Source organism: Jeotgalibacillus alimentarius (assembly GCF_000829445.1).
Lineage (GTDB): Bacteria > Bacillota > Bacilli > Bacillales > Jeotgalibacillaceae > Jeotgalibacillus > Jeotgalibacillus alimentarius.
The window spans coordinates 82,880-96,071 of the sequence record NZ_JXRQ01000008.1; the positions used below are offsets into that span (position 1 = coordinate 82,880).

Below are 13,192 nucleotides of genomic sequence, written 5' to 3' on the forward strand. Positions count from 1 at the left end.
ATATGCTGCCTGATTGAGTAAAATATAGGTAACAAGTGTGCAGGAGGCTAATGACATGAATGATCTTTTAAAAAACAAACTTGCAGTCCTTCCTGACCAGCCCGGCTGTTATCTGATGAAGGATCGGCAGGGCACAATCATCTATGTGGGAAAAGCAAAGGTGTTAAAAAACAGGGTGAGATCTTACTTTACAGGTTCTCACGATGGCAAAACGCAGAGACTCGTCTCTGAAATTGAAGATTTTGAGTACATTGTCACTTCATCTAATATGGAAGCCCTTGTACTTGAACTGAATCTGATTAAAAAACATGACCCTAAATATAACGTGATGCTGAAAGATGATAAGCACTATCCTTTTATTAAGGTAACTGCTGAAAGGCATCCGAGACTTTTAATTACAAGGAAAGTAAAGAGGGATAAAGGAAAATACTTCGGTCCCTATCCGAATGCCCAGGCGGCAAACGAAACAAAAAAACTGCTCGACAGAATGTATCCGTTAAGGAAATGCAGAACGATGCCTGATAAAGTCTGTCTGTACTATCATATGGGTCAGTGCCTTGCTCCATGTGAATTCAAAGTGGAGCAAAGCACATACCGTCAGATGACTGAGGATATTGCCAGGTTTCTTAACGGCGGGTTCAAAGAAGTGAAAAAAGATCTGAAGGTAAAAATGGAGCAGGCAGCAGAAAACTTGGAATTTGAAAGAGCCAAGGAGTTCCGTGACCAGATTACACATATTGAAGCAACAATGGAAAAGCAGAAGATGACGATGAATGACTTTACCAATCGTGATATATTCGGCTATGCCATTGATAAAGGCTGGATGTGTGTACAGGTATTCTTCATTAGACAAGGGAAGCTAATTGAACGCGATGTGGCAATGTTCCCGATCTATGATGAAGCAGAAGGAGAATTTCTGTCATTTTTAGGACAGTTCTATATGAAAGCAAATCATTTCAAACCAAAAGAAGTGCTGATTCCCCAGACAATTGATCAGTCAATGGCTGAAGAGCTGTTAGAGACAAGAGTGCTGCAGCCGGTGAGAGGACAGAAAAAAGATCTTGTGAACCTTGCGGCTAAAAACGCATCAATTGCGCTGACTGAAAAATTTGCACTGATTGAACGTGATGAAGAAAGAACAATCAAAGCTGCAGAGAACCTTGGCCGCGCTATGAATATCTATACGCCATACAGAATTGAGGCTTTTGATAATTCGAACATCCAGGGGTCAGATGCTGTATCAGCGATGGTTGTTTTTATAGATGGGAAACCTGCCAGAAAAGAATACCGCAAGTATAAAATTAAAACTGTGCAGGGGCCGGATGATTATGAATCTATGCGTGAAGTCATCAGAAGGCGTTATTCTAGAGTGTTAAAAGATGCACTGCCGCTCCCTGATTTAATTGTGATTGATGGCGGTAAAGGTCAGATCGACGCAGCAAAAGAAATTCTGCGTCATGAACTCGGACTTGATGTGCCTGTCGCTGGTTTGGCAAAAGATGATCGTCATAATACATCTCAGCTTCTGTTTGGAGATCCGCTTGAAGTGGTCCCGCTTAATAGACGCAGTCAGGAGTTTTACTTCATGCAGCGCATCCAGGATGAAGTTCACCGTTTTGCAATTACATTCCACAGACAGGTGCGGGCTAAAAATTCGATTCAGTCTGTCCTTGATGATATTGACGGAGTAGGCCCACAGCGCAAAAAGCAGCTGTTGAAATATTTCGGTTCAGTGAAGAAGCTCCGTGAAGCATCACTTGAGGAAGTTGTAAAAGCAGGTGTGCCTGCTAAAACTGCAGAAAAAGTGATAGAAAAATTACAGGAATAACATTGCTGGGGGGAAAACCCCGTGCTATAATGATCAACAATTAAACACTTTATTTAAAGTGGTGATAGAGGTGCGGACGTAAAAAGTACCACTGCTTAGGATGATGAAATCCTATGATGCAGTGTGAAAGGTGCGGCCGCCGAAGCAGAAAATCCTTCATCAGATTTTTCGCTGGTTCTGCATTTAACAGATGCAGGGCTGTCAGAACTTGATTGTTCTGGAGAGCTATCTCACCTGTGCGATTCAGATGATATGTATGATCTGTCTAAAAGCAATGGGGAGAAATTCTCCCCATTGCTTTTTTTATGTCGTAAACAGTTGAGAAATATTGTAAGGGAAGAGGAAAATAAAGTGGGAATCATTGTACAGAAATTTGGAGGAACTTCAGTCGGTTCAGTTGAAAAAATTCATCATGTTGCAAATAGAGTCATTCTTGAAAAGGAAAAAGGCAATGACGTGATTGTAGTTGTATCAGCAATGGGCAAAACCACGGATGAACTTGTCAGGTTAGCCGGGGAAATGACGTCACGTCCTGAAAAAAGAGAAATGGATATGCTGCTGACAACCGGAGAACAGATGTCAATGTCTCTTCTTGCGATGGCACTGCAGAACAGAGGCTATAAAAGTACGTCTTTAACAGGGTGGCAGGCAGGTATCCGGACAGAGGCAGTATTCAGTAATGCAAGAATTACAGAAGTCAAAACAAAGCGTGTGGAAAGTTTATTAGCAGAAGGAAGAGTGATTGTGGTAGCCGGCTTTCAGGGAATGGATGAAAACGGAGAAATCACTACACTCGGACGCGGCGGCTCTGATACGACTGCTGTTGCTCTTGCTGCTGCAATGGGTGCTGACCGCTGTGATATCTACACAGATGTGGATGGTGTTTACTCAACAGATCCGCGCTATGTAAAAGCAGCGAGAAAACTGAATGGCATCTCTTATGATGAGATGCTGGAGCTTGCGAACCTTGGAGCTGGTGTACTTCATCCGAGAGCGGTGGAATTTGCAAAAAACTATAGTATTAAACTGACTGTCAGATCAAGTATGGAAGAAACAGAAGGAACGTTAATAGAGGAGGATGCACCGATGGAAGAGCATTTAGTAGTAAGAGGCGTAGCATTTGATAAGGATATTGTCAGAATGACAGTAGTGGGTATCGAAAACGAGCTGACAGGATTTCCTGCAGTCTTCTCCATTCTGGCAAAGCATCACGTGGATGTGGATATTATTATTCAGAGTAAACTTGATACAGGAAGAGTAAATCTGTCATTTTCAATAAAGGAATCTGCACTCGATGAGACTTTGCAGATTCTCTCAGACAATAAAGAAGAAATCGGATATCAGGAGATCGAACATGAAACGGGTCTTTCAAAAGTTTCGATTGTCGGTTCCGGCATGGTCTCGAACCCGGGAGTAGCTGCCCAGATGTTCAGCGTGCTTGCAGATAAGAAGATTCAGGTTAAAATGGTCAGTACGTCTGAAATTAAAGTCTCAACTGTAGTAGATACAGAGAACATGATTAAAGCAGCTAATGTCATTCACGAAAGCTTTGGACTAGATAAACCGGCAGTTCATAGTTAAAAAACAGCAGGTTCCTATATTAAGGAGCCTGCTGTCATTTATTTCTTAGCTTTTCGCGAAGGAAGGTCGTAGGGTTCTTTTAAATCCCATTTTAATTCGATTTGCACACAGTTTTTCTTATTTCTCGTGTAAACAGCTTCAGTCTGATATTGCTTAATCATTGCAATCTGTTCAGCTGCAAAGCCGGCTTCAAGTGTAAAAACGGGATCATGATGATTGAACCTTTCCAGAACGGGCTGACCCGAAAGTTCAAACAATATCTCATCATTCTTTTGTTTTAAAATGGAAAGGTTGCCCCAATCTGCCCGGTCGAAAAATGCAATCAATTCTCCTTCATTATGACAAGGATAGTTTCGTGCCAGCTTTTTGCCGGCCCAATATAAGATATCTTTCGAATGATTTCCCAGCAGGTCCGGTATTAGTTCATCCCTGATCAGCCGGTAACCAAATAAATCTCTGGGTGTATGTACATGTTCATTTTCATTTTCGCTCATTGCATACCGTACCTCACTTTCAATCTCTTTATTATAAAATGAAAATGGGCAAAGGGTAAGGTGAAATAGAGATTTTATTGTTAAATCGGCAAAATGTCACAAGTCTTAGCAGTTTTATTAAAATAATAAATTGTGAAAAATGATTTTGTGAATAATTTGTGAAGATATAAGGGTTTTTGAGTTAACCTTTCTATATAACCTTAATAAAGATTACTGAAACATTTGAAAAGTTTTTATGTATACGTTTTCTTGACGCTCCTATAACAGAGGAGTACAATTAATTTGTCACATAAATGTTATACTGTGCGAAAATTTTGTTGAAAACGATCATTCTAGGGAATCGTTTCCAGCAGCTGTACTTATTCAAGAGGGGGTTACATTCGATGGCGGAAAATCGAGAGTTTTACTGGAGGAGGCTGCACTCTTTACTTGGTGTTATACCTGTAGGGATCTTCCTGATTCAACATTTAGTTGTTAACCATTTCGCTACTAGAGGCGAACAGGCTTTCAACGATGCAGCGCATTTTATGGAAAGTTTACCATTCAGAATCTTTTTAGAACTATTTATTATCTTTATCCCGCTATACTTCCACGCAATCTATGGAGTATACATTGCATTCACTGCAAAGAACAACACAAGACGTTATGGCACACTGCGTAATTACATGTTCATGCTGCAACGTGTATCTGGTGTGATTACACTGATCTTCGTTACATGGCACGTATGGGAAACACGTATTCAGGCAGCGCTTGGTGCAGAAGTAAACTTTGGCATGATGGAAGAAATTCTTGCTAATCCATGGATGGTTGCTTTTTACATACTTGGAATAGTATCAACGACATTCCACTTTGCTAATGGTTTATGGTCATTCATGGTCAGCTGGGGTATTACGGTGAGCGCACGCTCGCAAAAGATTTCGACATACGCGACACTTGGCGTATTTATCGTGCTGACTGTGATCGGTATCCGTGCAATTCTTGCATTCGTTTAATCCATTAACTTTTTCAGCTGCTACGCGCAGCTTTTGATATCAGTAAGGAGAGTGACAAAATGAGTAAAGGCAGAATTATCGTTGTAGGTGGCGGACTTGCCGGCCTGATGGCGACAATTAAAGCAGCTGAAGCAGGAATGTCAGTAGACCTCTTCTCGCTTGTACCTGTAAAACGTTCACACTCTGTTTGTGCACAGGGTGGTATAAACGGAGCTGTAAATACAAAGGGTGAAGGTGATTCTCCCTGGGAACACTTTGATGACACAGTATACGGAGGCGACTTCCTTGCGAATCAGCCCCCTGTAAAAGCAATGTGTGATGCAGCACCTGGTATCATTCACCTGCTTGACCGTATGGGTGTAATGTTCAACAGAACACCTGAAGGACTTCTTGACTTCCGCCGCTTTGGAGGAACGCAGCACCACCGTACTGCATTCGCCGGTGCAACGACTGGTCAGCAGTTGTTGTATGCACTCGATGAGCAGGTGAGAAGACATGAAGTAGCCGGTCTTGTAACGAAATATGAAGGCTGGGAATTCCTTGGTTCAGTCCTGGATGACGACGGCGTCTGCCGTGGTGTTGTATCTCAGGATCTGAAAACAATGGAAATTAAGTCTTTCAAAGGGGACGCAGTCATTCTGGCTACAGGCGGACCTGGGATTATCTTCGGGAAATCAACAAACTCTGTCATTAATACTGGAGCAGCAGCTTCTGTTGCTTATCAGCAAGGTGTGTATTATTCGAATGGTGAGTTCATCCAGATCCATCCGACAGCGATCCCTGGTGACGATAAGCTTCGTCTGATGAGTGAGTCTGCCCGTGGTGAAGGTGGCCGTGTATGGACATATAAAGACGGTAAGCCTTGGTACTTCTTAGAAGAAAAGTATCCTGCATACGGAAATCTTGTACCGCGTGATATTGCGACACGGGAAATTTTCGATGTATGTGTACGCCAGAAGCTTGGTATTAATGGCGAGAACATGGTTTATCTTGACCTTTCGCACAAAGATCCGAAAGAGCTTGATATTAAGCTTGGAGGAATCATCGAAATCTATGAGAAATTCATGGGTGATGATCCGCGTAAAGTACCAATGAAGATCTTCCCTGCTGTACATTATTCAATGGGCGGACTATGGGTTGATTTTGATCAGATGACAAATATCCCTGGTCTGTTCGCAGCAGGTGAATGTGATTATTCAATTCACGGTGCAAACCGTCTGGGTGCTAACTCACTTCTTTCATCTATTTACGGTGGAATGGTCGCAGGACCAAACGCTGTAAAATATATTGAGGGACTTGAAAAGACTACAGAAGACATGCCAGAAGACATCTACACCCGCTTTGAAAAAGAAAAGCAGCAGGAGTGGGATGAAATCATGGCGATGGATGGCGACGAGAATGCATACGTCATTCATAAAGAGCTTGGAGAATGGATGACAGATAATGTAACAGTTGTCCGTCATAATGATAAGCTTCGCGAAACGGATGCGAAAATCCAGGAACTGCAGGAGCGCTTTAAGCGAATCAACATCAACGATACTGCTAAATGGAGTAACCAGGGAGCTGTATTTACACGTCAGTTAAAAGGAATGCTTCACTTGGCGCGCGTTGTTACAATCGGGGCACTTAACCGTGATGAAAGCCGCGGCGCACACTATAAGCCTGACTTCCCAGAACGTAATGATGAGAAATTCCTGAAGACGACAATGGCTAAGTTCAATCCTGAAACAAACGCTCCTGAGTTCCATTTTGAAGATGTGGATGTTTCACTGATTGAACCGCGTAAACGTGATTACTCTAAGAAGAAAGGAGCAAAATAATCATGGCAACAGCAACTGAAGAAAAAGTAATCAAGTTTGAAATTCACCGCCAGGACGATGAGAATTCTGCACCTTATTTCGAAGAGTTTGAGATTCCATACCGCGCGAATATGAACGTTATTTCTGCGCTGATGGAAATCAGACGTAATCCATTTAATAAAAAAGGTGAGAAAACAACTCCGGTATCATGGGACATGGGCTGTCTTGAAGAAGTATGCGGCGCCTGCTCAATGGTCATTAACGGAAAGCCGCGTCAGTCATGTACTGCACTAGTGGATCAGCTTGAACAGCCGATCCGTCTTGAGCCGATGAGAACATTCCCGGTTGTTCGTGACCTTCAGGTTGACCGCAGCCGCATGTTTGATTCTCTTAAGAGAGTAAAAGCTTGGATTCCGATCGATGGTACGTATGATCTTGGACCTGGTCCGCGTATGCCGGAGAAAAAGCGTCAGTGGGCATACGAACTGTCAAAATGTATGACTTGCGGCGTTTGTCTTGAAGCCTGCCCGAATGTGAACAGCAAGTCAGACTTTATTGGACCTGCTCCACTTTCACAGGTACGTCTGTTCAACGCACATCCAACGGGTGCAATGAATAAAAACGAACGCCTGGAATCCATTATGGGTGACGGAGGACTTTCAACCTGCGGTAACTCACAAAACTGTGTGGAAGCCTGCCCGAAAGGTATCCCGTTAACAACGTCAATCGCGGCACTTAACCGTGACACAAACCTTCAAATGTTCAGAAACTTCTTTGGAAGCGATAAAGAAGTTTAAGAACGTTTTATTACTAGATTTGAATATTATTAACATGATATTCAGGTGAACGTAGCGGAAGGCGGTGACTCCGGGACGATTAGCGGGATAGCTGAGACCCCACAGCCGAAGGCGAGGAGGCCATATCGGACCACAAAACGGTCCACCGTCCGGAAAGCACCGCCTGCAGCGAAGTGAACCGCTCTAAGAGACTTAGACAAATCGTCTGAGTCTCTTTTTTCTGTTCAAAAGACCAGACTTCATGTAAAATAAAAGTGAATGATCATTCATTTTGCGAAGGGGATGTCAAATTTGAAAATACCTTACATAAATAACTTTGAAGAGTGGAAAAAAGAATTTGATTTTTATCATCCGGTAAAAATCAGGTTCTCTGAAACAGACCTTTTTGGTCACATGAATAATACCGTACCTTTTATCTACTTTGAACAGGCCAGAATAGAATTTTTTAAGCATCTTGGTTTTATGCAGAATTGGCTTGGTCCGGCAAGTCAGGCTATTCCGGTTGTTGCGAATCTGCAGTGTGATTTTCTGAAACAGGCATTTTTCGATGAAAATCTGAAAGTCTATGTTAAAGCAGATTCTGTAGGTAATTCATCCGTTGATATCCACTATCTTGGTATGAACGAAAAAGAACAACCTGTATTCTCAGGACGGGGTACGATGGTGCAAATGGATAAGAAATCAGGTAAAGGACTTGCCTGGACTGAAGAACAAAAAGAATTATTCATCAGGCCGGCTGTAAAAATGGACTGATGAACACTCACTTCTTTTCTGCCGGTTTCATACACTGAACAAACGGCGTAAATGGATAAGGGGGAAAAGGAGTGGCCCGGAGAAACTCAATATTAACGAAAAGGGAAAGAGAAGTGTTTTCTCTTTTACTGAAAGATTTGACGACTAAAGAAATTGCTTCTGCATTATTTATAAGTGAAAAAACTGTCAGAAATCATATTTCTAATGTTATCCAGAAGCTTGGTGTAAAAGGAAGAGCTCAGGCAATCGTCGAGTTATTAAGGCTGGGAGAACTGTCTCTGTAATTCAGAGACGGTTTTTTGTTTCCGGCTGTTTATTCAAATTTTCTTGATTATTATCATTAAAAAAGCGACAATATGTATACAACGAAACATAGGGAGTGTATATAACGATGGAAACGAAAAGTGTACAGGAGCTTCATCCAAGAGAGGTTGTAGCAGATATCGAAAAAGACCTCCGCTATATTTCCGGACTGATCAAACAAAAGGGTCGTGAAATCCTCAGTCAGTACACGATTACGCCACCGCAATTTGTGGCACTTCAGTGGCTGTTTGAAGCCGGAGACATGACGATTGGCGAACTATCAAATAAAATGTATCTTGCATGCAGCACAACAACAGACTTAATTGACCGGATGGAAAGAAGCAGCCTGGTTGTCAGAGTGAAAGACGAACATGACCGCAGGGTGGTTAGAATTCATCTGTTAGAAGAAGGCGAAAGAATTATTGAAGAAGTAATTAAAAAGCGTCAGCATGATTTAAATGATGTATTGTCCGGCTTTACTGAAGATGAAGTGACTTCACTTGCTAAAGTGCTGAATAAATTACATGGTGAAATGAAATAAGAGTGAGGCGTTTTTCTTGAGCAGAGCAATTGGTGTAATGGATTCCGGTGTAGGCGGCTTAACAGTTGCCAAAGAAATTATATACCAGCTTCCAAATGAGCATATTATTTATTTAGGGGATACAGCACGCTGTCCGTACGGCCCGAGACCTGAAGAAGAAGTCAGAAGGTTTACGTGGGAAATGGCTGAATTTTTATACAAGCAGGATATTAAAATGTTAGTGATTGCCTGCAATACTGCAACCGCAGCAGCGCTTGAAGAGATCAGAACTGCTTTTGATATTCCGGTAATCGGTGTCATCTCACCCGGAGCCCGTTCAGCGATTAAGTATACAAAGAATAATCATATCGGCATTCTGGGCACTGCCGGAACGATTAAAAGTGAAGCGTATGAACATGTGCTTCACAGTCTGAAAGAATCAATTAAAACTTATCCGAAAGCATGCCCGAAATTTGTTCCGCTTGTAGAAAGTGGAGAGTATAACAGTTCAATGGCTAAAAAAATTGTCGCTGAAACACTGAGTGAGATGAGACAGTACCCAATTGATACATTAATCCTTGGGTGTACACACTATCCGCTACTGCAGCCGCTCATTGAGCAGTACGTCGGTCCAAAAGTAAAGGTAATCAGTTCGGGCGATGAGACCGCAAGAGAAGTCAGTGCAATTCTTTCTTATCGCGGTGAGCTTCATTCGCGTCATGAGAAGAAACAAAATGTATTCTATACAACTGGTTCACCCGTTATATTTGGACAAGTTGCACGAGAATGGATGAATGATGAGTCCATTGTAGTAGAATCTGTGAAACTGCCGTGAGCTTATCACGGCTTTTGTCATGTACATCATTAAAAATGGAGTGAATATCTGTGAGAATTGATGGAAGAATTCCCTCTGAAATGAGAGAAGTAAAAATTGAAAAGAACTACCTGGTGCATCCTGAAGGATCTGTCCTTGTATCATTTGGCGATACGAAAGTCATTTGTACGGCAAGTGTTGAGGAGCGGGTTCCGCCATTTATGAGAGGGCAGGGTAAAGGCTGGATTACAGCAGAATACGCTATGCTGCCAAGGGCTACCGGGCAACGTACGATCCGTGAATCCTCCAAAGGGAAGGTCAGTGGCCGTACGATGGAGATCCAGAGGCTGATTGGACGGGCATTGCGCTCAGTAGTTGATCTTGACGCGCTGGGAGAACGGACAGTGTGGATTGACTGTGACGTCATTCAGGCTGATGGAGGCACACGGACTGCTTCGATTTCAGGCGCATTTGCAGCAATGGCACTGGCTATCGAAAAAATTGCTGCAGATAAAGCACTTCCAGCCTTTCCTGTAAAAGATTTTCTTGCTGCAGTATCTGCAGGTATCAGTACAGAAGGTGAACCGATCCTTGATCTGAACTATGCAGAAGACAGTACTGCAGAAGTTGATATGAATATCGTCATGACTGGAAAAGGGAATTTTGTTGAACTTCAGGGTACTGGTGAAGAAGCTGAATTCACACATGAAGAGCTGCTTGATATGCTCGATATCGGTAAGGCGGGTATTGAAAAGATTGTTAAACATCAGAAAATGATTCTTGGTGAAGAAATTACGGCTAAAATTCTGGGTGGTGTAACCGGATGAAGACAATGATTATTGCTACACACAATCAGGGTAAAGCAAAAGATTTTAAAACACTGCTTGAACCTTTTGGGTACAAAATCAAAACACTTTCTGACTATCCTTCAATAGAAGAAGTGGAAGAAACAGGTTCAACTTTTGCTGAAAATGCGACTTTAAAAGCAGAAGCGATTTCAAAACACTTTAACGAAATTGTCATAGCTGATGACAGCGGCTTAATCGTGGATGCACTGAACGGTGAACCGGGCGTATATTCAGCGCGCTACGCAGGGACAGAGAAAGATGATCAGAAAAATATTGAAAAAGTACTCGCTAAGCTTGAAGGGGTCCCGAAGGAAAAAAGAACTGCGCGATTTCATTGTACGCTGGCGCTTGCTGAACCTGAAAAAGATACGGTTCTGTTTACAGGTGAGTCGGAAGGGTATATAACTTCAAAGCCAACTGGGGAGAATGGATTCGGATATGACCCGATTTTTTATACTGAAGTGTTTGGTAAAACTTTTGCAGAACTGACTCCGGATGAGAAGAACCGGATCAGCCACCGTGCAAATGCACTCAGGAAATTGCAATTACAGTTTCGGTGAGGTGATAGGATGAAATTACTGGTTGTGAGTGATAACCATGGAGACAGCGCAATTCTTGCGGAAGTAACTGAACGCTGGCGCGACCATGTGGATTATATGTTCCACGCAGGTGATTCAGAACTTCCTTACGAGTCAGATGTAATGAACCCGTTTGTAAAAGTGCGGGGAAACTGTGACTTTGATTCAGCATATCCTGAAGATGAACTTGTTGATTGCGATGGGACAAAAGTTTTTATCACACATGGGCACCTGTACGGCATTAAATCTTCACTTGATAGAATCAGCTATAAGGGAGATGAACTTCAAGCTGACGTCATCATTTTCGGACATTCCCACCAGCTGGGTGCTGAAATGACGGATGGCCGGCTGTTCTTGAATCCGGGCAGTATCAGATTGCCCAGGGACCGCAATGAACCTACTTATGCAATCGTGGATCTTCACGAGCGGCAGGTGGATATTGATTTTTATACAGATAAGCACGAGAAGCTGTTATCATGGAATAAAGCATTCAACGAGTAAACACAGCGCCCGTCCGCGCCTCTTTGATGAGGCCGGCGGGACTGATTCTTACGCAAATTCAAATCGGTTGAAAATATTTTAAAATAATATTTTTAAAATCCGTTGACTTTTTAGAAAGTAGTTAATATAATAGTAATTGTCCTCAACAAGGACTACATAATGTCCCAGTAGCTCAGCTGGATAGAGCAACAGCCTTCTAAGCTGTCGGTCGGGCGTTCGAATCGCTCCTGGGACGCTACCTAAAACCTGTCTGTTACGTCTGTAACAGACAGGTTTTCTTTTTGTATAAATCAGTTCGATTCTTGGCATTTTTAAGATGACAGTGCTACACTCTATTCACAAAATATAACGGAAGGTGGTTCATCATATATGGGTGAGCAGCAGAGCAGACGTGTGATTCCATTCCCGGGCTTAAAAGAGCGTCTTGTAGAACGAGGATTAGACATGCTGCAAAATCAGGAAAATGTTGAAGCCATCAGCCTTCTTGAACAGGCGTATGAAATGGATGAACAGGATGCAGCTGCTGGCACTTCGCTGGCCGTTGCTTATTATGAAAACCGTCAGTGGGGAGAATCAGCCGGGCTGTGTGAAAAGATGCTTCACGAAGGTTCGGGTGAATATGATGAACTGATTGAGCTTTACGTAATGAATCTGATCCAGCTGAGAAAATTCAGTGAAATATCAGCATTTATCAGTCCACTGTTAGGAGAGATTGAATTACCTCCTGAGAAAGCATCACGTCTCAAAAGCCTGATTGATCTGGGACAGGAGCAAAAAGAGATCACTGAATCGGCAGACGAATCTTTTGCATCTTTTCAATTGCAAAAGGGTCTTGAACAGCAGATGATCCAGTCAGCAGCGCTGGCTAAACAGAATATCAGACCGATGAAAGATGATATCATCAGGGAAATCGAAAGTGAACAGACGCATCCATTTATTCAGACGTTACTTCTGAATATATTAAGGGAACAGCGCATTGGTGATGAGGTTATCGTCAGTAAGTGGGGGAAAGAAATTTCTGTTAATCCCGCTGAGCTGCTCGAGCCATTCGAGCAGGAGCTTTTTCAGCAGACGAAAGCGTTGATAGAAGATCACAGTCAGGAACTGCAGACAGCAGAAATTGCTCAGGAGCTCTTGCAAAAACATGCTTTCCTGCTGTACCCTTTCACTTGGAGAAATAATAATGCGGAACTGCTCTCAGAAGCGTATCTGAGACTCTCGAGAGAATACATGGGGGATGAAACTGCTTTTCAGCTATTCTCAGATGAAGAGCTGCTGGACGAAATCAGGAGACTCGAAAAAGCGGAAATGGTCTAATGGTTTGCAGTTGAAACACAAACCGCGTATGTTATAATAAAATGGTTGCATAATGGGATTCTTAAAT

The 13,192-nt window shown here is 42.6% G+C and carries 14 protein-coding genes, 1 tRNA gene and 1 riboswitch; of the genes, 14 read left to right on the plus strand and 1 reads right to left on the minus strand.

All coding sequences use genetic code 11. The annotated features are described in order from the left end of the window. Positions 1-55 precede the first annotated feature (55 nt). Both uvrC and KP77_RS01500 read left to right on the plus strand, forming a co-directional pair. Entirely contained in the window at positions 56-1,828 is a 1,773-nt protein-coding gene (gene uvrC / locus KP77_RS01495) for an excinuclease ABC subunit UvrC (RefSeq protein ID WP_041120967.1), read from the plus strand. 57 nt (positions 1,829-1,885) lie between these two features. Further along, a riboswitch (Lysine riboswitch) is annotated at positions 1,886-2,064 on the plus strand. 115 nt (positions 2,065-2,179) lie between these two features. Next, positions 2,180-3,409, plus strand: a complete 1,230-nt coding sequence (locus tag KP77_RS01500; RefSeq protein ID WP_041121201.1) for an aspartate kinase — start codon at positions 2,180-2,182, stop codon at positions 3,407-3,409. A gap of 38 nt (positions 3,410-3,447) precedes the next feature. On the opposite strand, the gene KP77_RS01505 is transcribed toward KP77_RS01500, so the two are convergent. Further along, positions 3,448-3,903, minus strand: a complete 456-nt coding sequence (locus tag KP77_RS01505; protein WP_041120968.1) for a YslB family protein — start codon at positions 3,901-3,903, stop codon at positions 3,448-3,450. A 383-nt stretch (positions 3,904-4,286) separates the two neighbouring features. Between KP77_RS01505 and KP77_RS01510 the strand changes: the two genes are divergently transcribed. From KP77_RS01510 to KP77_RS01565, 12 genes are all read left to right on the plus strand, one after another. Beyond that, complete coding sequence (locus KP77_RS01510; protein WP_041120969.1) at positions 4,287-4,895, plus strand: succinate dehydrogenase cytochrome b558 subunit; 609 nt, start codon at positions 4,287-4,289, stop codon at positions 4,893-4,895. Positions 4,896-4,954: 59 nt separating this feature from the next. Beyond that, positions 4,955-6,715 (plus strand): succinate dehydrogenase flavoprotein subunit, encoded by a 1,761-nt coding sequence (gene sdhA, locus KP77_RS01515; RefSeq protein ID WP_041120970.1) that lies wholly within the window; start codon positions 4,955-4,957, stop codon positions 6,713-6,715. Positions 6,716-6,717: 2 nt separating this feature from the next. Then, positions 6,718-7,491, plus strand: coding sequence for a succinate dehydrogenase iron-sulfur subunit (sdhB, locus tag KP77_RS01520; RefSeq protein WP_041120971.1), 774 nt, complete (start codon positions 6,718-6,720; stop codon positions 7,489-7,491). Positions 7,492-7,773: 282 nt separating this feature from the next. Beyond that, positions 7,774-8,244 carry an acyl-CoA thioesterase gene (locus tag KP77_RS01525; protein ID WP_041120972.1) on the plus strand — a complete coding sequence of 157 codons (471 nt, stop codon included), beginning with the start codon at positions 7,774-7,776 and terminating at the stop codon, positions 8,242-8,244. Positions 8,245-8,315: 71 nt separating this feature from the next. Continuing rightward, positions 8,316-8,528 (plus strand): helix-turn-helix domain-containing protein, encoded by a 213-nt coding sequence (locus KP77_RS01530; protein ID WP_041120973.1) that lies wholly within the window; start codon positions 8,316-8,318, stop codon positions 8,526-8,528. A 107-nt stretch (positions 8,529-8,635) separates the two neighbouring features. Further along, complete coding sequence (locus KP77_RS01535; RefSeq protein ID WP_041120974.1) at positions 8,636-9,088, plus strand: MarR family winged helix-turn-helix transcriptional regulator; 453 nt, start codon at positions 8,636-8,638, stop codon at positions 9,086-9,088. A gap of 16 nt (positions 9,089-9,104) precedes the next feature. Further along, positions 9,105-9,902: a glutamate racemase gene (racE, locus tag KP77_RS01540; RefSeq protein WP_041120975.1), complete on the plus strand. Its 798-nt coding sequence runs from the start codon at positions 9,105-9,107 to the stop codon at positions 9,900-9,902. Between the two features lie 50 nt (positions 9,903-9,952). Further along, positions 9,953-10,708, plus strand: a complete 756-nt coding sequence (gene rph / locus KP77_RS01545; RefSeq protein ID WP_041120976.1) for a ribonuclease PH — start codon at positions 9,953-9,955, stop codon at positions 10,706-10,708. After that, positions 10,705-11,289, plus strand: coding sequence for an XTP/dITP diphosphatase (locus KP77_RS01550; protein ID WP_041120977.1), 585 nt, complete (start codon positions 10,705-10,707; stop codon positions 11,287-11,289). The genes rph and KP77_RS01550 overlap by 4 nt, the downstream gene beginning before the upstream one ends. Before the next feature lie 9 nt (positions 11,290-11,298). Further along, positions 11,299-11,808, plus strand: a complete 510-nt coding sequence (locus KP77_RS01555) for a metallophosphoesterase (RefSeq protein WP_041120978.1) — start codon at positions 11,299-11,301, stop codon at positions 11,806-11,808. 161 nt (positions 11,809-11,969) lie between these two features. Next, positions 11,970-12,043, plus strand: a tRNA-Arg gene (locus tag KP77_RS01560). A gap of 134 nt (positions 12,044-12,177) precedes the next feature. Next, positions 12,178-13,125 carry a hypothetical protein gene (locus KP77_RS01565; RefSeq protein ID WP_041120979.1) on the plus strand — a complete coding sequence of 316 codons (948 nt, stop codon included), beginning with the start codon at positions 12,178-12,180 and terminating at the stop codon, positions 13,123-13,125. Positions 13,126-13,192 lie beyond the last annotated feature (67 nt).